The organism is Rhodoplanes elegans (assembly GCF_016653355.1).
GTDB classification, from domain to species: Bacteria; Pseudomonadota; Alphaproteobacteria; order Rhizobiales; family Xanthobacteraceae; genus Rhodoplanes; species Rhodoplanes elegans.
The window spans coordinates 1-22645 of sequence record NZ_NHSK01000033.1; the positions used below are offsets into that span (position 1 = coordinate 1).

Consider the following 22645-nt stretch of genomic DNA (forward strand, 5'->3'; position numbering starts at 1 on the left):
CCTCCAACAAGCCCGAGCTGGTCGTGGTGGTGGAGAGCCCGGTGTCCGAGGCGCGGATGCGCGACATGTTCGTCGCGATCGACGGCGTGCTGCGCACCCACCCGGAGGTCGGGGCCTACAACCAGACCATCTGAACGACGACCATCCGACTCTCGCCGGTGTCCGGCGTCGGGCCACACGTCAAAAACAACCTCGAGGGTCGGGACCGCATGAACAGCTTTCACCGCGCCACGTTCCGCACCGGCAGCGCGAGGCGCAAGAGCATGCGCGAGGAGGCCCATCGACCGGCGGCGGAGCGATGCACGCGATTCGTGGTGGATCGAACCCATATGGGCCGGCGCGCCTCCGGCATCGAGCGGATCACGGACCAGCTCTTCTCGCCGCCCGCCCTGCATCCGATCGCGCTCGAGTCCAGCCGCGAATGCGCCAGCCGGTCGTCGATGATCGTCCAGCAGATGCTCGCCAATCCGACCCGGGCCATGCTCTCCCGCGACACCGTCTGGGTGTTTCCGGGGTACCCGCCGTCGCCCGCCTTCGTCTTCCTCCGTGAGCGCACCGTCTTCTACGTCCACGATCTCTTCCTGATCACGCGCTCGCAGGATCTCAATCGCGGCGCCAAGCTCTACATGGCGCCGCCGTTCAGGCTCGCCATCGGGGCGCTCCGCTACTTCCTCGTCAACTCGGAGACGACCCTGCGGGAGCTGCTGGCCTGGGTGCGCCCGGATGCCGAGGTGCGCCTGTATCGTCCGGTGGTCGGGAACGTCTTCGGGGTCACGCCCCGCACGAAGGAGCAGGGCTCCGAGGGTCCGCTCGGACGGACGAGGCCGCTGATCGTCGGCGCTCTCGGCACGATCGAGCCGCGAAAGAACTTTCTCGCGGCCGCCCGCGTGTGCGAGGACCTGCGCCGCCGGCTCGACGTTCCGGTCGAGCTGCACATCATCGGGCGTCCGGGATGGGGGAAAGACGCCACCGAGCTCGGGCGGATGCCGGGTGTCGTCCTGCACGGCTTCCTCGACGACGACGAAGCCCGCGCCGCGATCGGCCGGTTCGACCTGTTCCTGTCGACCGCTCACGACGAGGGCCTCGGCCTGCCGCTGCTGGAGATGCAGTATGCCGGGCTTCCCGTCGTCGTGCCCGACCAGCCGATCTTCCGCGAGGTGCTGGGAGGCTCCGGAACCTTCGTTGATCCGGCCCGGCCCGACGACGCCGCTCGCACGATCGCGCGCCTGTTCGACGCGCCGGACTGGCGCTCGAGCGCCGCGCGCGCCGCCGCCGCGAATCTCGATCGCTGGAACCGCCAGGCCGAGGCGGACCGCAGGAACGTCGTCGCGTTCCTGTCCGCCATCGCGGCGGGCTCCGGTGTGCAGCAGGAGCCGGCCCGATGAGGCGAGGCACCCTCGCAGCGCGTCCGACCCGGCGCACCGTCCTTCTCGCGACCGCGGCTGCCGGAGCGGCGGCGGCGGTCGGGGGACCCACGACGGCAGGCCCGTCGCACGCCGCGGCGCGGAGCGCGGACCAGGCGTCGCCGAAGGGTGGAGTCAATCTGGCCGGCGCGGACTTCGGCACCATCCCCGGCGTTCACGGCACCGACTATCTGTATCCCCGCCCGCGCGAGGTCGACTACTACGGCGATCTCGGCTTCGGCCTGATCCGGCTTCCGTTCAAATGGGAGCGGCTGCAGCCGCGGCTCGGAGAGCCGTTCGCGCCGGCCGAGGAGCGCCTGCTGACCGGCATCGTTCGTCATGCGACGGGCCGCGGGCTGGAGGTCGTGCTCGATCCCCACAATTATGCCAAGCGTCGGATCGCCGAGGACGGCTGGTCGAAGGAGCACCTGATCGGCAGCGGCCCCGTGTCGATCGACGCCTTCTCGGACTTCTGGTCGCGGCTCGCGCGGCTGTTCGCCGCCGACAAGCGGGTTCTGTTCGGCCTGATGAACGAGCCGGTCGGGCTGCCCAGCGACGCGTGGCTCGGCATCGCCAACGCGGCGATCGGCGCCATCCGCGGGACCGGAGCCGAGAACAGCATTCTCGTGCCGGGCGTCGCCTACACGGGCGCCCATTCCTGGATCTCGGCGAACAACACGGTCATGGGCGGCGTGATCGACCCGCTGAACCGGTTCGCCTTCGACGTCCATCAATATTTCGACGCGGATTCGTCCGGCACACGCCCCGACGCGGTGTCCGGCACGATCGGGTCGGAGCGCATCGAGGCGTTCCAGGCTTGGGCCCGCACCCACGGCTTCAAGGCCTATCTCGGCGAGTTCAACGGCGGGCGGAATCCGGCCGGCTACAACGCCCTGCACGATCTCTGCCAGGAGATGAGCGCGAACCCCGACATCTGGCTCGGCTGGGCCGCCTGGGCGGGAGGTCCACGCTGGCCCGAGGCCGAGATGTTCAACCTTGAGCCGTGGAAGGACGGGCGGATACGCGAGCAGACCGCGATCCTGGCGCGCTACGCCCGGCCGCACGCGGCGGACGCATGGGTGACCGATGGCGCCGCAGTCGATCTCGACCTCGCCCGCGACCGCATCTTCGGCGTGCCGAGCCTCGAGGCGGCGCTCGCCCTCGACGCCGGCCCCGGCGGTTCCGGACCGCGCTCCGTGTCGGACTTGCGGGACCGCAAGGGTGTCCGGTTCGGCACACCCGCCGGTGACCCCCTGTCCGCGATTCCCGGTGACGCGCTACGCGGCCTCCTGGGCGGCGAACGCGTCACGCTCCTCGTCGAGACGCGCGAGCTGCCGCCGACGGCGTCACCCCTCGATCTCATGAGGGCCGGAACGGAGCCGCTCTTGCGCCGTACGGCGGGCGGGGCCGTCGAGCTTCTCGCCGGCGAGTTGCTGCGGACCGCGGCACTGCCGCTCGCGCAATGGCGCTTCAAGCGCCGGGTCGCGCTGACGATCGATCGGGCTCAGGGACGCGTCGGTCTCGGAGTGACCGGGCAAGCGGCGGTCGAGGGCCGGGCGGAGATGCCGGACGCGGCGCGGATCGTCTTCGCGCTGGGGGCGCAGGCGTCGTCCGGCGGCTACCTCGTTCGCATCGTCGGATTCCCGCGCTTCACCGAAAAGGCCGATCTGGCCGCCCTCGTCGCGTGACACGTCGATCGAGTCCGGGTCGGCCGGATCGCTCGCTGCTTCCGGTCCGGGACTGTCGTGTTCGGAACGCCTCGAAACAGGACGACCTCGATGTCGCATGCCCATACGAGCGCCCGCGTGCTGCTCGCTCCGGTCGCCCCCGCTCCGGTCGACCCCGATCCGGGCGAGCGCGTTCGTCGAGCGCTCGCCGCGGCGGATCCAGCCACCGAGGTCATCGTCGATTTCGACGAGACGCTCTGGCTCAGGAACTCGACCGAGGAGTATCTGCGCAGCCTGCGTCCCCGGCCACTCGCCTATCTGATCCTCGCGGGCCTGGACGTCCTGCGGCCGTGGCGCCTGATCGGCGGTGCGTCCCGGCAACACCTCTATCGCGACTGGCTGCGGATCCTCGTCTGCTCGATCCTTCTGCCGTGGAGCCTCCTGCTCTGGCGGAGCCGAGCGCCGGCGCTCGCCGAGCGCTGGCGGAACGGCGACCTCCTAAAGGCGCTGCACGACAGCGGGCGGACCTCGTTCCGTGTCGCGACGCTCGGGACGCACGCCATCGTCGCGCCGCTGCTCCGGCACCTCGCTCCACAGGCGGACCTCGTCGCCTCGGGCACGCTCCTGTCCGGATACGAGATCCGCCGTCTCGGCAAGTGCGCCTCCATCGCGCGCCGGCACGGGCGCGACCTCGTCTGCGGCGCGATCGTGATCACGGACAGCGATGCCGACGCGGACCTCCTGGGAGGATGCGCGACACCGCTCCTGATCCGCTGGCCGGCGGCCGAGTATCGGCCCGCCTTCGCGGAAGCCTATGTGCCGTTCCGCTACACCCAGCAGGGCAAGCGTCCGGGCGAGAACTACATGCTGTACGGCGTTCTCCTGGAGGACGTCGTGCTTCTGTGGCTGTCCTTCGCCTGGATCATGCCCGCCCCGATCGCGGGTGCGGCGGCGCTCCTGGCGCTGCATCTCTCGCTGTGGTGCATCTACGAGATCGGTTACGTCGAGAACGACACCCGGGCTGCCTCGCACGAGGCGACGCCTCAGCTCTGGGGCGGCGCCGGCGCGGCCAGCGCGCGGCACTTCCGACCGGCATGGGCCTGGACCGCCGCGGCCGCGTTCGCCGTGCTCGGCGCCGGGCTCCTCGTCACCTTCAACGCGGAGGCGGTGCGGCTGCCGTTCGGAGACGGGCCGGTCGCGGTGCTGCTCGCCGGCGTGCTCGGCGTCTGGGCCGTCTATCTGGTCCTCACCCGGCTGGTCTTCGCGATCTACAACAGGCTGGACGTGACGAGCCGCGGGATCTTCTACGTCGTCCTGCAACTGCTGCGCACGGTCGGCTACGGCGTCCTCCTCGCGACCAACGTGGTCGGGCTCGCGGCGCTGCTCTCGCTCGTGCTGGCGCGCTGGATCAAGTACCTCGTGTACCGCGACACCGGCAGGCGAATGGCGGAAGACCAGCGGTTTCTCGCTCTCCTGTTCTTCGTCGTCCTGGCCGGCACGGCCGCATCCATCGACCTGGCTGCGTTCGTGAGCCTCCAGGCGTTGGCGGTGCTGGCATGGCTGGCGGTCTATGCGCATCGTCGAATCCGAGGCTTCTTCGCCCGGCTCCGTATCGTTCCCCTGTGACCGCCGAGGACCCGATATGGCGTCGCGTCAGAATCATCGTGCCGGCCGGCAGGAAGCGAACCAGACCGGGCCGCGGTCCGGACCGGGCGACGACCCTCACGACGGAGGCGAGGACGCCGCCGCGTCACCGATGCCAACCCTAAACTGGGACTGCTCCGTGAGCCCGGCGGCTCCCGCGCGGCCCGACGATGGAGCGGCATGCGCGCCGCTGTTCAGCGTCATCGTGAACAACTACAACTATCTCCGGTACCTTCCTGTCGCGATCGCCAGCATCCAGGGTCAGACCTTTCGCGACTTCGAGCTGATCGTCGTCGACGACGGGTCGGACGACGGCTCGATCGAGTATCTCGAGTCGATCCGGACCGGCCTCACCTTGATCCGGACGAATCGGCTGAATCAGGCGCGTGCCTGCCTCGCCGGGATCGCCCATGCCAGGGGCCGGTACGTCTACATTCTCGATGCGGACGACTTCGCCGCACCGGATCTCCTGGAGACCGTCGCGCGTCGCCTCGCCGAGGCTCCGGCGAAGGTCCAGTTCCGGCTGGTGCCCGTCGGAGACGACGGCGCCCCGTTCGCGCCGGCTTATCCCGACATCGACGGCCGCGACGACGAGACCACCCAGCGCGAGCAGATTCGCCGCTACGGCATGCCGGCGTCGCCGCCGACGTCGGGAAACATCTTCCGCCGCGACCTCTTCGCCGTGATCGACGACGTCGACTACGAAGCCGCGATAGACGGCGTGACGCTGCTCTATGCCCCGTTTGCCGGCCGCGTGGTCAGCCTCTCGCGTCCGCTGGCGTTCTATCGCGTGCACGAGCATTCCACGTCGGCCCATGCGAAGCCGCTCGATCCGGACCGCATCGGCCGCGACCGGCGGCGCTTCGAGAGCCGGCTGGCGCATCTGAACGCTCTGCTCGGCGAGCACCACCCGGGCGTGGCGCCGGCTCCCGCGGCCGCGGTCTTCTTCTTCCACTGGGACCATCTCACGCTCGAGCAGGTGGCGCGCGGTCTTGCGGTCGGGCCCGCCGTCGCCCTGAACTACGGGTGGCGGCTGCTGCGCGAGCACGGGCTCGGGCGCTTCACGGCCAAGAAGCTGGCGTGGCTCGCGATCGCGATGCTGGCGCCGCGCGGCATCAAGGACCGGGCCCTCGCGATCCGGCGAAATCCGTGGCCGCGCCGGGCGCGCCGCGTGCTGGTGCCCGGAGCGGACGTGATCACGCCGGAGCGGACGTGATCACGAGCAAAGAAGTCGTAGGACCGTGACGGCCGGAATTCGGATCGCCGAGGGCAGGACGCCGAACGCTCTTTCCAGTCGCTCGTAATCAGATCGGGGAAGTGCATGAAAAATCCGAACGGCGACGCCGTAGGCGAGCGCACCGACCGGTATCGCCACGGCCAGCGCCGCGACGCCGTCGATCAGTCGCGTGCACGACCACGCCGCCAGCGCGCACACACTCGCCGCGAGCAGGATTCGGGCGAGGGAGGCGTACGGCGTCGGGGTCTTCAGGCTTCGGTGGATGTACCAGACGCGCGCGATCACCACGGCGATCTGGATGGCGACGCGGGCCACCGCGGCACCAAGCAGGCCGAAGGCCGGAACAACCGTGAACCCGACCACGACGACCAGGATCGCGGAAATTCCACCGGTCAGGAACACGAAACGCGTTCGCTCCATCGCGAGCAGGTAGGTCACGCCGACCGAGGAGGCGGCGCTGAAGCCCGCGCCGGCGACGAGCAGGACGGCCGTCGGGACCGCGCCGGCGAAAGCGTTGCCGTAAATCGCCGGCACCAGAACGGGCGCGATCGCCGCCGCCCCGAAGCAGGCCGGCAGGACCAGGAAGGCGATGAGCCGGGTCCCGATCGCATAGGCGTCGCGAATCTTCTCCCCGGCGTTGACGCCGGACTGCTCGGACAGATAGGGCAGCAGACCGCCGGTCAGCAGCAACGGTCCCTGGGTCGCGAGGTTGGCGAGCGTCAGGCTCACGGAGAAGAGCGCCACGGATTCGGCACCCCAGCTTCGCTCGAGAAAAAAGATTTCCATTCGCGACCATGCGAAAGCGGTTCCGACATAGCCGAGCCAGGTCTCGAACGTGAATCTGTCGACCCTGCGCCTCAGCTCGGGCGACAGGGTCCCGCGCCGGGACAGAATGCCGGGCAGCAGAAGCGACGGCAGGAGCCCGATCGCGATCGCCCCGGCCAGGGCTCCGTTCGCTCCGAAGAACCATCCGCCCAGCGCCGTGGCGACGACCTGAAGCACGGCCGACAGGAGCGCCAGGCGCGCCATCCTGGCGAAGCCTTGCGCTCCGCGCAGATAGCCGTTGACGTAGTTCGCGGCGGTCTGGACCACGCAGGCGACGCCGACCAGGATCCAGAAGACGACGTCCGTCCTGATACGCGCGCTGCCGCTCTCGACGGCGCCGCTGCCGACGCCGATCGCGGTTCCGTAACCGACGAATCCGATCAGCAGAAGCGTCGCGATGAGTCCCGGCCAGCGGAACAGATGCCGCGTCACGCCGGCCGCTTGGGCCTGGTCGCCCCGGGCCAGCAGCTCGGGGAGATAACGGGACAGCGTGCCCGGGGTCCCGAGATCCGCCACGACGATGCTCACGGTCACGACCCAGGTCGCGAAGGCGACGATGCCGGCGGCCTCGACGCCGAGCATGCGCGCGACCAGCACGGTGCTCAGGAAGCCACCGAACATGACGGACAGACCGGCCGTCGCACTGGCCATCGTGTTGCGGACCAAGCGTCCGGTCATGAACCCGTCCGATCGTGCGACACGCCGATGTCCTTCATCATGCGACAGGTTCCGTCCGGCGCGATGCCGTGGAGCCGGCAGGCGATACCGGATCCGCCGACGAGTCAACCAGTCACGGCGCTGCGGGTTCATGCCGTTCGCTCTCGACGAGTCGACCCGCTTCATCAGTCCGGCCAAGACACCCGAGTTCCTGGTCGCCGGGCTTCCAGTCGTCTCGACGCCGATCACCGACGTGATCTGGCCTTATGGCGAGCTCGGTCTCGTGGATATCGCTGCGACGGCCGAAGAGAGGGCGGCCGCGGTCGAAGCGACGCTCGTTCCTCCGAGCGTGGCGTGGCTCGCAGCCGTCGACGCGCAGCTCGACAAGGGCTCCTGGGACGCGACCTGGCCGAGATCCACCAAACTCCGAAGCGTCGTCTCTTATCTGTCCGCATTCACCGAGTGACGCCCGTGCGTTCCGGCGCACGTCCCGCGCTTGCCCGCGATCGCGTTCCAGATCGGCGTGCACACCATCGACGGCGCGATGGTGATCACGCGGATACCGAAGCCCTGGAGCTCGCGGCGTAGCGCGTCCGAGAAGCCCTCGCCGACTGACGTTCGGTCGGCCGTCGCCTTCGGCCGGGTCACTCCTCGGGCAGGCCCGCGGCGACCATCAGGGCGATCAGCCGAGCCGATTCTTCGACGAACAGCGGGCTGGCGCTGCGGATGGGCGGCGCGACGGTCTTCGATGTCGTGCCCGGCCGCAGCCGTAGGCCTTCCTGCATGGCCGTGCGCGCCGCATCGGTGCGGCCGGTCTGCTGCAAGGCCGCCGCGAGCAGCATGTGCGAGCGCCCGCTTCCGGGCGTGATGGCGATCGACTGCTCGATCCACGGCACGGCGTCGTCGGCCCGGCCGAGCATCAGCTCCGCCCAGCCGGCGCCGAGCCGCCAGGTCCAGCGCGACACTGCCGGGGTGTCGAACTGGTCGGCCTGCCGGAAGGTCGCGAGCGCATCCTCGAAGCGGCCGAGATGGAGCTGGCCGAGACCGATCAGATAGAGCGCGAGGCCGTTCCACGGATCGAGGCTCGCGGCCCGCGCGCAGCTCACCAGGCTCTCGACGAAACGATTGGTGGCGCTGAGGAAGCGGCACTGCGTCTCGAGCACCGCGATCGAGTTCGGCTTGGCCGCGAGGGCGCGCGCGAGCGCCGCGCCGGCCTGCGCCTCGGCGGCCGCGGCCTCGTCCGGCGTGTACCAGACCATCTGGATGCCACGCATCTGCAGCGCGGCGAGCGCGACGGCGAGGTCGACATTGTCCGGCTCGGCGGCGAGCGCGTCCTTCAGCATGGTCTGCGCCATGCCGAAGCGCTCGCGCGAGGTCTGGTTGATCGCCGCGGTGGCCTGCTCGATGACGACCTTGGTGCGCCCGGCGCTCGCGACCGTGGTGGTGGTCGTGGCCGTCGCTCCGCCGGTCTCCAGCGTCTCGTTGAGCCGGCGCGCCAGCGGGTGGCCGACGCCGGCGGCGAGCCGCGACGGCTGGAGTTGCGGGTCTTGCGTGTCGGCGTCGACCGAAACGGTCGCGACCGCCTGGACCTCGCCGGTCGCGGTGCGGATCATGCGGGCGCGCAGGACCCACGTGCGCTCGGCGCGCTGCAGCTCGCCGCGCAGCTCGTACTCCGACGACGCGCGGGAGAGGGCGGCCGGCTCGGCGCGGGGCGTGCTCTCGGCGACGCGTGGCGCCACCACCCGGATGGTGTCGATGCGGGCGAAGCCGTCGGTCAGCCGCGCCGAGACGTCGGCCGCGACGCCGGCGCCGCGCGGATCGCCGCTTGCGTCGACGATCGCCGTCACGGCGACGGTCGGCGGCGCCCGCCGGAACACGAGGTCGGGTCGGATCACCTGCGGGACGACTTGCGCGGCCGCCGCGAGCGCGACGACGGCGCCGACCGCGACCCCGGTGGCGACGGCCGCAGGCCGGCGCAGGCGGATCTCGGCAGGCGGCGTGTCGGCTCGCCCGGACAGGAGCTCGGCCGCCGGCTGCGCCGGCTGCCGCGGCTCGGGTGATGGGGGAGGGGGCGTGGTCTCGGTTGCGACGTCCGGGACGGGGGACTCGGGGACGTCGGGCGTCGGCGTGCCTCCCGTCGCGGGCGCGACTTCGGGGAGGGTCGGCTCGGCGAGCGCGGGCGCCGCGGGACGAAGCGCCGGGGCGGCCGGTGCGACCGTCACCTCGGCCGTGAACAGGTAGCCGCGGCCGGAGACGAGCTTGACGATCTCCCGCTTGTCGTCGCCGAGCGCCGCGCGGATCTCGCGAATGCATTGGAAGAGATTGTCGTCGCCGACATGCACGTTCGGCCACACCGCTTCCATCAGCTCCTGCTTGCGCAGGACCCGGCCGGCATTCTCGACGAGCAGTCGAAGAATCTCGAATGTCTTCGGGCGTAGCTTCACGACCCCGGCGTCGGGGCGATGCAGCTCGGCCCGCTCGAGATCCAGTCGACAGCCGCAAAAGCAAAGCATCATTCTACCGCAGGAGCCCGTTTGCTCTCCGACGCCGCGCCAGGATACCAGATGGAGTGTGCCTCGACGGTAACGACGGCGCCCTGAAAGCGCAAATTTCAGGGAAATTTCAGAATCGCATCCGCGCCGTTTCAGGACATCGCCGCCGCCCTTTTCCACCATCGCACCAGCCGCCGGGCCTTCCCGGAGGCCGGAACGAAGGTTCGCCCTGTCCCCGGTCCGGGGCGGCGGGCCCGCGATGGCGAGGGGAAGCCCGGCGGTGACCAAGAGCGAACAACAGAACGAGCGGCGGCGCGTGCGGGCCACCCTGCTGGCGTCGACTGCGCTGGTCATGGCCACGACGCTGCCCGCCACCGGGCCGGCCCGGGCCCAGGATGCGACCTGGCTCGCCAATCCGGTTTCGGACAGATACACCCTAGGCGCCAACTGGAGCACGGGCAGCGTGCCGGCCGGCACGGCCTATTTCGACACGTCCGCCGTCACCACCCTGTTGTTCTCGGGCAACACCACGGTCGGCGGCTGGACGTTCAACGGCGGGGCGAGCAACTACAGCTTCGTCAACATCTTTCAGATCGCCTTCGACGGGGCGGGAATCGTCGTCAATGGCGGAAGCGCCACTATCGACAACCGCGGCGTCCTGTATTTCACCAATACCAGCACCGCCGGGGGCGCCAGCATCACAAACCGCGGCAATCTGGAATTCTTCAGCACTAGCACGGCCGGCAGCGCCACCATAATCAATGATGGCGGCCTGTTTATTTTTCACGATCACAGCACGGCTGGGGACGCCAGCATCACGAACACCGCCTTGGGCATCGTGTACTTCAGCAACGTCAGCACGGCTGGAAGCGCCACCATCACCAACGACAATGTCCTGTATTTCCAGAACGTCAGCACGGCCGGCAATGCGGTCGTCATCAACAATGGCGGCATCTCGTTCGATCATTCCAGCACGGCCGGCAGCGCCACCATCACCATCAATGGCAGCGTGACGTTCCACGACAACGCCACGGCCGGTAATGCCGCCATCACCAACAACGGCGGCCTCGCTTTCGAGCACTCCAGCACGGCCGGCAGCGCCACCATCGTCAACAATGCCAGCGTGTCGTTCCTCGACAACAGCACGGCCGGCAATGCCGCGATCGTCAACACCGCCGGCGCCTTTGTCGAATTCTCGAGGTCGATGGGGCAGAACGGCGACGGCAAGCTCACCGCCGGCTCGATCGCCGGCGGCGGCACGTTCCATCTCGGCGCCGTCGAGCTGACGGTCGGCGGCAACGGTCTGTCGACCGTCGTGACCGGCGTGGTCGCCGATGGCGGCATCGGCGGCGGCAGCGGCGCGTCGCTGGTCAAGACCGGCACCGGCACGCTGACGCTCGCCGGCACCAACACCTATACGGGGGCCACCGTCGTGAACGGCGGCGCGCTGGTGGTGGATGGCTCGATCGCTGCCTCCAGCAGCTTGACCATGACCAACGGCACGATGCTCGCCGGCACCGGCACGGTTCCGACCACGATAATCGCGGGCGGCGCGACGCTGGCGCCGGGCCATTCGATCGGCACCCTCACGGTGGCCGGCGACCTGAGCTTCGCGGCCGGCTCGATCTACCGGGTCGAGGTGTCGCCGAGCGCGGCCGACCGCACCGATGTCACCGGCGTCGCGACCCTCACGGGCGCCACCGTGCAGGCGGTGGCGCTGCCGGGCAGCTTTCGCCCGCGGAGCTACACGATCGTCAATGCGGCCGGCGGCTTCGCCGGCACGCAATTCGTCGGGCTCGCCGTCACGGGCAGCTTCGGGTCCGACGTGCGCAATTCGCGTCTCACTTACGACGCCACCAACGCCTATCTGGTGCTCGATCCGGACACGCTCCAGCTTCCGGCCGGCGCGAGCGGCAACCAGTCCAGTGTCGCCGGCGCCATCAACCGTGCGGTCGAAGGCGGCGCGACGCCGCCGGCCGGCTTCGACGTGCTCCTCAACATGAGCGGGCCGCAGCTCTCGACGGCGCTGAACCAGATCTCCGGCCAGCCCGGCGCCGCCGGCACGCAGGTGTCGCTCGGCGCCATGCAGCAGTTCGTCATGGTGCTCGATCCGGTCTCGGGTGGCGCCGGCAGCCCGGGCGGGGAGCGCGGCGTCACGGCCTACGCGCCCGAGGAGGCGGTGCTGCGCGATCCCGCCGTGCGCGCCGCCTATGCGGCCGTGACCCCGGCCGACGCGCGAACGTCCCAGCAGTTCGATCGCGTCGGCGAGCGCTGGGGCGTGTGGGCCTCCGGCTACGGCGGCACCAGCACCGTCGACAGCTCCGGCATGGTCGGCGCGAGCGCCACCACCAGCCGGGTCTACGGCACCGTCGTCGGCGCCGATCGCCGCGTCGCGCCGGACACGCGGATCGGCATCGCGCTCGGCGGCGCGGGCTTCGACTTTTCGGTGTCGGACGGGCTCGGCAGCGGCCGCGCCGATGTGTTCCAGGCCGGCGTCTATGGCCGCCACGCCGCCGGCCCACTCTATCTGTCGGGCGCGCTCGCCTATGGCTGGCAGGACGTCGCGACCGAGCGCACCGTCTCGGTCGCCGGCTTCGACAAGCTCTCGTCGCGCTACAAGGCGAGCACGCTGTCGGGCCGCGCCGAGACCGGCTGGCGCATCGCGCCGTGGCCGGACGCCGCGGTCGGGCTCGCGCCCTACGGCGCCCTGCAGGTGTCGAGCTTCCATCTGCCCGGTTATCAGGAGAGCGTCGCGTCGGGCAGCAGCCAATTCGCGCTCGCTTACGACTCGCAGACGACGACCAATCTGCGCAGTGAGCTCGGCGTCCGGCTCGACGCCGCCGTACCGCTCGCTCACGGTCTGCTCGGCGACGGCCTGCTCACGTTGCGCGGCCGCCTCGCCTGGGCGCACGACACGAACACCGACCGGCCGGTCACGGCCGCTTTCCAGATGCTGCCCGGCGCGACCTTCACGGTGAACGGGACGCGGCCGGCCGCCGACTCGGCCCTCGCCACGGCCGGCGCCGAGATGCGCTGGCGCAACGGGGTGTCGCTCGCCGGCACGTTCGAGGGTGAGGTCTCGAACACCACCCGCGTCTATGCCGGCAAGGGCACGCTGCGCTACGCGTGGTGATCAGGACGGCGCATCACGAGGACGCCCCGGCTCGCGAGGCCGGGCGCCCCCGCGAGCAGGATGCTCGGACCCGATCAGGACTCGCGCCGGTCGGAGATCTGCACGACGCGGAGATTGTTGGTCGTGCCGGCGCGGCCGAACGGGATGCCGGCGACGATCACGACGAAGTCGAACGGCTGGGCGAAGCCCTCGCCGGCGGCGACCGCCATGCCGCGCTCGACCATCTCCTCGTAGGAGCCGACGTCGCCGGCGAGCGTGCCGTGGACGCCCCACAGGAGGCACAGGCGCCGCGCCGTCTCCCGATGCGGCGTGATCGCCAGGATGGGCAGCGCCGGCCGCTTGCGGGCGATGCGGCTCGCCGTGGTGCCGGACGACGTGAAGGCGACGATGACGGGCGCGCCGACCGACTCGGCGAGATCGGCCGCCGCGGCCGCGACGGCGTGCGGCGCCGTCTCCTCGGTGCCGGGCTGCGAGGCCTGGACGATCGAGTGATAGAGCTTGTGGGCCTCGGTGGCACGGATGATGCGGTCCATCATCGTGACCGTCTCGACCGGATACTTGCCGGTCGCCGACTCGGCGGAGAGCATCACGGCGTCGGCGCCGTCGTAGATCGCGGTGGCGACGTCGGAAGCCTCGGCGCGCGTCGGCGTCGGGGCGCCGACCATCGAGTCGAGCATCTGGGTCGCGACGATCACGGGCTTGGCCGCCTGGCGGCAGGCCCGCACCAGCTCCTTCTGACGGCCCGGGACGTGCTCGTGCGGGATCTCGACGCCGAGATCGCCGCGCGCCACCATCACGCCGTCGGAGAGCCGCAGAATGTCGTCGATCGCCTCGATGGCGCTCGGTTTCTCGATCTTTGCGATCAGGCCGGCGCGGTCACCGACCAGCCGCCGCGCCTCGATCACGTCGGAGGCCTTCTGCACGAAGGACAGCGCCACCCAGTCGACGCCGAGCTCGAGCCCGAAGGCGAGGTCGCGGCGGTCCTTGTCGGTCAGCGGCGAGACGTCGAGCATGGTGCCGGGTAGGTTGACGCCCTTGCGGTTGGAGATCGTGCCGCCGAGCAGCACCTCGGCGTCGATCACGTCGTCGGTCAGGCCCGTGACCTTCACGCGCACCCGGCCGTCGTCGATCAGGAGCTCGTGGCCGGGCATCACGGCGGCGAAGATCTCCGGATGGGGCAGGGGGATCGACATCGCGTCGCCGTCGCTGCCTGTGCGCACGAAGCGGATGCGATCGCCGGCTTCCACCACGATGGCGCCGCCCGCGATGGTGCCGACGCGGATCTTCGGGCCCTGCAGGTCCTGAAGGATACCGACCGAGCAGCCCATCTCCTGCTCGAGCGCGCGGATCGCGGCGTGGACGCGGGCGTGATCCTCGTGGGTGCCGTGGCTGAAATTCAACCGAAACGTGTCGACGCCGGCGAGCAGCAGGGCGCGCAGCATCTCCGGGGCGGCACTGGCCGGACCGACGGTGGCGACGATCTTGGCTCGACGAAAACGGCGCATGATGAACCTGCCTGTTCGAAACGCGAGGGAACGGGGCGGCCGGTGCCGCCCGGTCCGGTCGCTCCGCTCCGCGAATCGATGCGGGAGCCGAGCGGGCCGGTGTTGGTAACCAGGGACGAAACGCCCCGCAATCGACATCGCATGCGGAACGGACCACATCGTGATCACGTGTTCACGATGTCGCGTGCTCACGCATCGGGCCACGCCGTCGATGTCGCGTCGCAAGCGGCGTGCCAGAGCGAGCCTCGCACACAGGCGACCGCAACCGATTGAATGAGCTTCCATTCGTTAAGCGAGTGTGACGACCGGCGGGCGCTCCGCGACTGGATTCCCGGAAAATGCAGTGAAACGACGTCCGGCGATCCGGACATCGCCGATCCGCGTCCGCCAAACGACGCAATGCGTCGCCGATGTGCTTCTTCACACGTCCAGATGCTGATTTCTTCCGCCCTCGCGACATTTTCAGAACGCGCGGGCTCCGGCTTCCGGATTGCGGATGCGCCGACGCCAAGGCGCATATCCGGCATGTGCATCGCGGATCAGTGCGAGCTGCTGTGCCGATCGTTCTGCAGATCGTCCTCCGAGACGGCTAGATCGGCGCCTCTCCACAGCACCGTCCACTGACGTCGACCCCCATTCCACTCGTTCCCGTGAAAGCAGGAATCCAGAGCCACAGGTCGGGCGACCCCTGGGGCTCCGCCATCGCGGGGACGAACGGACGTCGGGTCCGATTCATCACGACTGAAAGCCGATCTAAGTAGGTTGCCATATTGTTGATGATCCCTCCTCCGAACTAAACCTCCGGCGTCCGGCGCGCCGCTTGCCTGCGTCTTGCTCGCGTTCGGATCCCGAAGAGGCGTCCCCCTCTCCCCCGTGAGCGCGCTTCGGCAGGAGGCTCGTCGTGTCCGACCCGCAGGTGCTGATCATCGAGGACGACGCCGACGTCCGGCTCGGCTGCGTCCAGGCCTTGACGCTGGAGGGCATCAGGAGCCACGGCGTCGACTCGACCGAGAAGGCGCAGCGGCTCGTCGGGCCGGGCTTCTCCGGCATCGTCGTCTGCGACATCCGCCTGCCGGGCCAGGACGGGCTCTCCTTCATGCGCGAGCTCCTGGCCCAGGACGCCGCCCTGCCGGTCATCCTGGTGACCGGGCACGCCGACGTCGCCACCGCCGTGCAGGCGATGCGCGACGGCGCCTACGACTTCATCGAGAAGCCGTTCACGTCGCAGCATCTGGTCGAGGTGGTGAAGCGCGCGCTGGAGAAGCGCGCCCTCACGCTCGAGGTGCGCGGCCTGAAGAAGCAGCTCGCCGGGCTCGGCAGCCTGGAGGGGCGCATCATCGGCCGCTCCGCCGCGATCGGCGCGCTGCGCCGCACCGTCTCCGAGATCGCCCCGACCTCGGCGGACGTGCTGATCCTCGGCGAGACCGGCACCGGCAAGGAGCTGGTCGCCCGCTGCCTGCACGACGCCTCCGGCCGGCGCGGACCGTTCGTCGCGCTCAACTGCGGCGGCCTGCCGGAGACGCTGTTCGACAGCGAGATCTTCGGCCACGAGGCGGGCGCCTTCTCGGGCGCCGTCAAACGCCGGATCGGCAAGATCGAGCACGCCCAGCAGGGCACGCTGTTCCTCGACGAGATCGAGAGCATGCCGATCCCGATGCAGATCAAGTTCCTGCGCGTGCTGCAGGAGCGCGTGATCGAGCGGCTCGGCTCCAATCAGCAGATCGCGGTCGACTTCCGCGTCATCGCCGCGACCAAGGCGGATCTCGCGGCCGAGAGCGCCGCCGGGCGCTTCCGCAACGATCTCTATTTCCGTCTCAACGTCGTCACGCTGGAGCTCCCGCCGCTGCGGGCGCGCCGCGAGGATGTGCCGCTCCTGTTCGAGCACTTCGTCACCCAGGCGGCGCTGCGCCACGGCCGCGAGCCGCCCGCCGTGACGGAGGCGACGGTGCGCGAGCTGATGGGGCACGGCTGGCCCGGCAATGTCCGCGAGCTGCGCAACTGCGCCGAGCGCCACGTGCTCGGCATCAAGGTGTCGACCGCGGCGAACGACCGCCCGGTGCCGCTCGCCGAGGCCGTCGACCAGTTCGAGAAGACGCTGATCGCCGAAGAGCTGCGCCGTCATCACGGCAACGTGCTGCGCGCCGCCAAGACCCTGTCGACCGCGAAGTCGACCCTGTTCGACAAGATCAAGAAGCACGGGCTCGACGGCGAGCAGAGCTGACGGCTGCGAGCCCTCACCCGACGCTCGCCTCCGTTCCGCCCGCGGCGTCGGCGAGCGGCAGCGTCAGCGTGAACACGGCGCCGCCCTGCGGCGCGTCGCTCGCGGTCAGCGAGCCGCCGTAGACGCGGGCGATGTCGGCCGAGATGGCGAGGCCGAGACCGAGCCCGCCGCCGCTCTTCGACTTGGTGGTGAAGAACGGCTCGAAGATGCGGGTGAGGATGTCGGGCGCGAAGCCCGGGCCGTTGTCCGTCACGGTGAGGGCGGCGCATCCGCCCGCTGCCCTCCAGGCGATCACGGCGACGGCGTCGGTGACGCCGCGGGTCGCGTCGAAGGCGTTCGAGATCAGGTTGACGAGGATCTGCTCGACCCGGACCGCGTTGGCGTGGACCAGGACCGGCGCCTCCGACGGATCGAGCACGATGCGCATGTGCTCGCGGTCGTGCCGGTGGCCGAGCAGCGCGAGCGCGTTCTCGACCGAGCGGCCGAGATCGATCACCTCGCGCTCGGCGCCGGTGCGCCGCGCGAAGGAGCGCAGCCGGCTGGTGAGGATGCCCATGCGGTCGACGAGGCGGACGATGCGGTCGAGATTCTCGCGCACGGTCGCCTCGTCGCCGAGGTCGAGGAAGCGGACCGAGTTCTGCGACAGCGTGGCGAGTGCCGCGAGCGGCTGGTTCAGCTCGTGGGCGATGCCGGCGGAGAGCTGACCGATCACGGCGAGGTTCTCGGTGCGGATCAGCTCCTCCTGCATCGACTTGAGCTGGCGGTTCGCCTTGTCGCGCTCGTCGACCTCGGCCTTGAGGGCGGCGTTCGCCACCCGCAGCTCCGAGCTGCGCGCCTCGACCTTCCCCTCGAGGTCCTCGTAGGCGCGCTCCAGCGCCGCGCGCGCCGCGTCGCGCTCGATCAGGTAGTTGCGGAACACGTCGACGGCGGCCGCCATCCGGCCGATCTCGTTGGTGCCCTCGAGGCCGGCGACCGACACGGTGCGGTCGCCCTCGGCGAGACGCCGCATCGTCTCGGTGATCTGCTCGATCGGCCGGCCGATCGAGCGGACGACGATCACGACGAAGCCGGCCATCAGCACCAGCGCGAAGACGAACAGCGTCAGGTTCAGTCGCATCGCCTGCCGGAACGTGGCGACAGCATCGGCGCCGGAGCGGTCGGCGCCGCTGCTGTAGAACGCGATCGCCCGGTTGATCGCCGCGTAGACGGCGTCGAAGGCGAGCCGCGACGGGCCGTTGACGAGCGCCGCGATCTCGCCCGGCGAACGGCTCGAGAGGCCCTCGCGGATCAGGCGTTCCTCGCTCAGATAGACGTCCCAGGCCGCCATCGCGTCGGCGAAGCGCTGCGTCTCGACCGGATCGGAGAGACGCGACGAGAAGGCGCGGCTGAGCGCGGCGACGTCGCTGCGCCGCTGCTCGGCCGCGTCGAAGACCAGAGCGCGCTCCTCCAGCTCCGGCGTGAGAATGGCGCGGATGAAGCGGAGCCGGTGGCTCGCCATCACGTACTTGATCTCGGAGAGATCGTGCACGGCCGGCAGCCAGCGGGCGTAGAGGTCCCTGGTGGCGCGGTCGACGGTGGCGAGCGCATCGAGCGAGGACAGGCCGATCGCGACGAGCAGCAGGAGCGACAGCGCCATGGCGAGGATCAGGCGGGCGCGGATCGTGACGTGAGACAAGAGGCTCAAGGCGAATCTCCGGGGGTGACGCGGGCCGCGTCGTTCTGATCATCGCGAGGACAGGCCGCGCCGTCGACGTGCTGCCCTGCGGCGAAGATCGACGCCATCCCGAGTTCTACGCATCCGCGTGCGGCCGGCGCGTCTCCGCGCGAACGACTGCGACCGCGCAGATTTCCGGAATCTCGGAAATCGGCCCTCGGAACGATCCGAAGGACCGTCCCGACCGAGGTCCGCAGACATCCGGAGGCGCCGGAAATTATCACGTCGTCTTAACCACTTGGGAATCCCTCGCGCGGTGGCACGGCGATTGCGGAGTAGTCCGCGTCCGAGTGTTCGGGCGTCGTCGGAAGTCCTCGTGTCAGGTCCCGATCTGGTCGGACCGGCACGAGCGGGCAGCTCGATCCCGTGAGAATCGCGGTCGTTTGGAGGATGTCATGACGTTGCAGTTGGAAGGATCGCTGCCCGAGATGGCCGCGGTCGATCGGGCGAAGCCGCGCGGCACCTGGCTGCGCCAGTGGTGGAAGATCGTCGACACCAATATCGGCGTGGTGCCGCTGCCGATCTTCGTCGCGCTGGTCGGCATCATCGGCTACTACTCGTATATCGGAAAGCTGTCCGGCGAGATCACCATGGCGATCGGCATGCTGTCGGTGGGCGGCTTCGCCTGCGGCGAGCTCGGCAAGCGCATGCCGATCCTCAACAAGGTCGGCGCGGCGGCGATCTTCGCCACCTTCATCCCCTCGGCGCTGGCCTTCTATCATCTGCTTCCGGCCGAGGTGGTGCGGGTCACCACCGAGTTCTCGAAGCAGACCCAGTTCCTCTATCTGTTCATCGCCTGCATCATCGTCGGCTCGATCTTCGCGATGGACCGGCAGGTATTGATCAAGGGCTTCCTGAAGATCTTCATCCCGCTGGCGATCGGCTCGGTCGCGGCCGGCATCGTCGGCACCCTGGTCGGCGTCGCGCTCGGCAAGTCGGCCTACGAGACCTTCTTCTTCATCGTCGTGCCGATCATGGCCGGCGGCGTCGGCGAGGGCGCCATCCCGCTGTCGATCGGCTACTCCGAGATCCTGCACCAGCCGCAGGGCGAGATGTTCGCCACCGTGCTGCCCTGCGTGATGCTCGGCAGCCTCACCGCGATCCTGCTCTCGGGCGCGCTCAACACGATCGGCAAGCGCTATCCGCACCTCACCGGCGAGGGCCAGCTCCAGCCGGGCGTCGCGAACGACGTCGCGGCGACCGAGGAGCGGGTCGATCCCTCGACCATCGGCCCCGGCGTCGTCGCCGGCGCGCTGATCACTGCCTGCACGTTCTATCTGCTCGGCATGCTGGTCTACAAGCTCACCGGGCTGCCCGGCCCGGTCGCCATGCTGTTCCTCGCCGTCGCGATCAAGCTCGGCCGGCTGGTGTCGCCCAAGCTGCAGTCGGGCGCCGGCGTGGTTTACAAGTTCTTCCAGGTCGCCGTGACGTTCCCGCTCCTGTTCGCGGTCGGCGTCTCGATCACCCCCTGGGACAAGCTGGTCGCCGCCTTCAACTTCACCCACCTGGCCATCATCGTCTCGACCGTGGTGACCCTGATGGCGACCGGCTTCTTCGTCGGCAAGCGGATCGGCATGTACCCGATCGAGTCGGCGATCGTGAACGCCTGCCACTCCGGGCAGGGCGGCACCGGCGACGTCGCCATCCTCACGGCGGCGAACCGCATGGTTCTGATGCCGTTTGCGCAGATCGCCACGCGCATCGGTGGTGCTATCACTGTCACGCTGGTGCTGATCTTCCTGGCGCAGATCGTCTGAGGAGGCCCGAATCGGCGCGCCGCTCCGTGCGGTGCGCCGATTCTCCCGAGCGGGACACGGAGTTTCGCCGCAATGCGGCGGCACCACCCGCTCGATCGAGAGTGAATGCGATGACCGCCGAGCTGCAGTCCTACACGGTCGACCCGGCCCGCGAGCCGGACGAGCGCGAGGACATCCGGGCCTTCCTCGCCACCTGCGGGCTGGATTACGAAGCCGGCGTCCAGGCTTTCGTGGTGTTCCGGCGCGGCAATGCACTCGTCGCGTGTGCCGGGCTCGAGAAGAACATCGTGAAGTGTGCGGCGATCACGCCTCAGCTTCGCGGCGAATCGCTCGGTCTGACCCTGCTGACCGAGATCAGCCACGTGGCCCACGAGCGCGGCCACAGCCACCTTTTCCTCTACACGAAGCCCGACTGCGTCGACTTCTTCCGCGCCTGCGGCTTCTATCTGCTCGCCGAGGTGCCGGACCTCGTCGCCCTGATGGAGAACACGCCCATCGGGATTCGTACCTACTGCGATCGCCTGAAGCGGCTACGCCGGCCGGGCGCGAAAATCGGCGCCGTGGTGATGAACGCCAACCCGTTCACGCGCGGGCATCGTTATCTGGTCGAAGAGGCCGCCGCGGCCTGCGACTGGCTGCACGTCTTCGTCGTCGCCGAGGACGTCTCGCTGATCTCCTACCGGGATCGCTACGCCCTGGTCGCCGCCGGCATCGCCGACATCCCGCGCACCACGCTGCATCACGGCTCCGAATACATGGTGTCGCGCGCCACCTTCTCGGCCTATTTCCTCAAGGAGAAGGGGCTGGTCGAGAACTGCTGCACGGCGATCGACCTGCTGATCTTCCGCGAGCACATCGCTCCGGCGCTCGGCATCACGCACCGCTTCGTCGGGACGGAGCCGTTCTGCCCGACCACCTTCAAGTACAACGCCGACATGCGGCAGTGGCTGATGGGCGACGTGTCGCCGAGCCCGCCGGTCGAGATGGTCGAGATCGCGCGCACCGAATGCGACGCGACGCCGATCTCCGCCTCCGAGGTGCGCCGGCTGCTCGCCGCCGGCGACTTCGCCCACATCCGGCGGCTCGTGCCGCCCGCCACCCTTCAGCTCCTGGAAACCAAGTATCGCGCGCCGCGAACCTCCGCCGCCTGAGCGCCCGCCGAGGGTGCTCCCCCGCCGAAGGTTTGCCGACGGCGCGCAAAGCCGAAAGGACACCGCATGAAGATCGTGAGAGAGGCCCTGGCCGGGACGCTCGAGTCGAGCGACCTGATGGTCAGGATATCGCCGCGCGAGGGCGAGCTCGCCGTCGTGCTGCAGAGCGAGGTGGTTCATCAGTTCGGCGCCCAGATCGAGGCGGTCGTGCGCGACTGCCTGGCCAAGCTCGGCATCGAGGAAGGCCTCGTGATGATCGAGGACAAGGGCGCGCTCGACTGCGTGATCGCGGCCCGCGTCCAGACGGCGGTGTCGCGCGCCGTCGACGAATGGACCGCCGACTGGAGTGCCCTGTCATGACGCTTCGCCGCAGCATGCTGTTCCTGCCGGGCGCCAACGCCGCGATGCTGTCGACGGCGTTCGTCTTCAAGCCGGACACCATCATGTTCGATCTCGAGGACGCCGTCTCGCTGCGCGAGAAGGATTCGGCGCGCCTCCTGGTGTTCCATGCGCTCCAGATGCCGGTCTACCGGACCATGGAGACGGCGGTACGCATCAACCCGCTGTCGACGCCCTTCGGACTGAAGGATCTCGAAGCCGTGGTGCGGGCCGGCGTCGATGTCGTGCGGCTGCCGAAGACCGACACGGCCGACGACGTCCACGCGCTGGAGGCCGAGGTCGAGCGCATCGAGCGCGCCTGTGGGCGCGAGGTCGGGTCGACCAAGCTGATGGCGGCGATCGAGAGCGCGTCCGGCGTCGTCAACGCGGTCGCCATCGCTACCGCCTCGAAGCGGCTGGTCGGCATCGCGCTCGCCGGCTTCGACTACGTGATGGACATGCAGACCGAGCGCGGCGACGGCACCGAGCTGTTCTACGCGCGCTGTGCCGTCCTGCACGCCGCCCGCTTCGCCAAGATCGACGCCTTCGACGTGGTCTACTCCGACGTCAACGACGACGACGGGTTCCTCAAGGAGGTCGAGCTGATCAGGAAGCTCGGCTTCAACGGCAAGTCGCTGATCAATCCGCGCCAGATCGAGCTCCTGCACAACGCCTTCGCGCCGACCCAGGAGGAGGTCGACTACGCCCGCCGCGTCGTCGCCGCCGCCGAGAAGGGCGAACAGCAGGGCCTCGGCGTCGTCTCGCTGAACGGCAAGATGATCGATGCCCCGGTGATCCAGCACGCGCGCGTGGTGCTGCAACGCGCCGCGGCCTCCGGCGTCCGGCAGTGAGCGAGGACGA

General features: G+C 69.6%; 15 protein-coding genes. 11 read left to right on the forward strand and 4 right to left on the reverse strand.

The window, feature by feature from the left end; all coding sequences use genetic code 11:
• Positions 1-209: 209 nt before the first annotated feature.
• From CCR97_RS02150 to CCR97_RS02165, 4 genes are all read left to right on the forward strand, one after another.
• Complete coding sequence (locus tag CCR97_RS02150) at positions 210-1385, forward strand: glycosyltransferase (protein WP_244670219.1); 1176 nt, start codon at positions 210-212, stop codon at positions 1383-1385.
• Positions 1382-3091, forward strand: coding sequence for a glycoside hydrolase family 5 protein (locus CCR97_RS02155; protein WP_111358346.1), 1710 nt, complete (start codon positions 1382-1384; stop codon positions 3089-3091). The genes CCR97_RS02150 and CCR97_RS02155 overlap by 4 nt, the downstream gene beginning before the upstream one ends.
• A 90-nt stretch (positions 3092-3181) precedes the next feature.
• Positions 3182-4696, forward strand: coding sequence for a hypothetical protein (locus tag CCR97_RS02160; RefSeq protein ID WP_111358347.1), 1515 nt, complete (start codon positions 3182-3184; stop codon positions 4694-4696).
• A gap of 157 nt (positions 4697-4853) precedes the next feature.
• Entirely contained in the window at positions 4854-5930 is a 1077-nt protein-coding gene (locus CCR97_RS02165) for a glycosyltransferase family 2 protein (protein WP_170145925.1), read from the forward strand.
• Here the strand turns inward: CCR97_RS02165 and CCR97_RS02170 are convergent, their stop codons facing one another.
• The gene (locus tag CCR97_RS02170) at positions 5931-7454 is read right to left on the reverse strand and encodes a lipopolysaccharide biosynthesis protein (protein ID WP_170145926.1); all 1524 of its coding nucleotides are present in this window, start codon (positions 7452-7454) and stop codon (positions 5931-5933) included.
• 130 nt (positions 7455-7584) lie between these two features.
• Between CCR97_RS02170 and CCR97_RS02175 the strand changes: the two genes are divergently transcribed.
• A complete protein-coding gene (locus CCR97_RS02175; protein WP_146618803.1) occupies positions 7585-7899 on the forward strand; it encodes a glycosyltransferase family protein in 315 nt (104 codons plus the stop codon).
• Positions 7900-8077: 178 nt separating this feature from the next.
• On the opposite strand, the gene CCR97_RS02180 is transcribed toward CCR97_RS02175, so the two are convergent.
• The gene (locus CCR97_RS02180) at positions 8078-9877 is read right to left on the reverse strand and encodes a winged helix-turn-helix domain-containing protein (protein WP_338049048.1); all 1800 of its coding nucleotides are present in this window, start codon (positions 9875-9877) and stop codon (positions 8078-8080) included.
• 328 nt (positions 9878-10205) lie between these two features.
• On the opposite strand from CCR97_RS02180, the gene CCR97_RS02185 reads away from it, so the two are divergent.
• Positions 10206-13058 carry an autotransporter outer membrane beta-barrel domain-containing protein gene (locus CCR97_RS02185; protein ID WP_146618727.1) on the forward strand — a complete coding sequence of 951 codons (2853 nt, stop codon included), beginning with the start codon at positions 10206-10208 and terminating at the stop codon, positions 13056-13058.
• 74 nt (positions 13059-13132) lie between these two features.
• Here CCR97_RS02185 and pyk read toward each other — a convergent pair whose 3' ends face one another.
• A complete protein-coding gene (gene pyk / locus CCR97_RS02190) occupies positions 13133-14563 on the reverse strand; it encodes a pyruvate kinase (protein WP_111356952.1) in 1431 nt (476 codons plus the stop codon).
• A 901-nt stretch (positions 14564-15464) separates the two neighbouring features.
• Between pyk and CCR97_RS02195 the strand changes: the two genes are divergently transcribed.
• Positions 15465-16784 (forward strand): sigma-54-dependent transcriptional regulator, encoded by a 1320-nt coding sequence (locus tag CCR97_RS02195; RefSeq protein ID WP_111356951.1) that lies wholly within the window; start codon positions 15465-15467, stop codon positions 16782-16784.
• Positions 16785-16797: 13 nt separating this feature from the next.
• Here the strand turns inward: CCR97_RS02195 and CCR97_RS02200 are convergent, their stop codons facing one another.
• Positions 16798-18468, reverse strand: a complete 1671-nt coding sequence (locus CCR97_RS02200; RefSeq protein ID WP_111356950.1) for an ATP-binding protein — start codon at positions 18466-18468, stop codon at positions 16798-16800.
• 425 nt (positions 18469-18893) lie between these two features.
• On the opposite strand from CCR97_RS02200, the gene CCR97_RS02205 reads away from it, so the two are divergent.
• From CCR97_RS02205 to citE, 4 genes are all read left to right on the forward strand, one after another.
• Positions 18894-20255 (forward strand): 2-hydroxycarboxylate transporter family protein, encoded by a 1362-nt coding sequence (locus CCR97_RS02205; RefSeq protein ID WP_111356949.1) that lies wholly within the window; start codon positions 18894-18896, stop codon positions 20253-20255.
• 110 nt (positions 20256-20365) lie between these two features.
• Complete coding sequence (gene citC / locus CCR97_RS02210) at positions 20366-21406, forward strand: [citrate (pro-3S)-lyase] ligase (protein ID WP_111356948.1); 1041 nt, start codon at positions 20366-20368, stop codon at positions 21404-21406.
• A 66-nt stretch (positions 21407-21472) separates the two neighbouring features.
• A complete protein-coding gene (gene citD, locus CCR97_RS02215; RefSeq protein WP_111356947.1) occupies positions 21473-21766 on the forward strand; it encodes a citrate lyase acyl carrier protein in 294 nt (97 codons plus the stop codon).
• Positions 21763-22635 (forward strand): citrate (pro-3S)-lyase subunit beta, encoded by an 873-nt coding sequence (citE, locus tag CCR97_RS02220; RefSeq protein ID WP_111356946.1) that lies wholly within the window; start codon positions 21763-21765, stop codon positions 22633-22635. Before citD ends, citE begins: the two co-directional genes overlap by 4 nt.
• Positions 22636-22645: the final 10 nt, after the last annotated feature.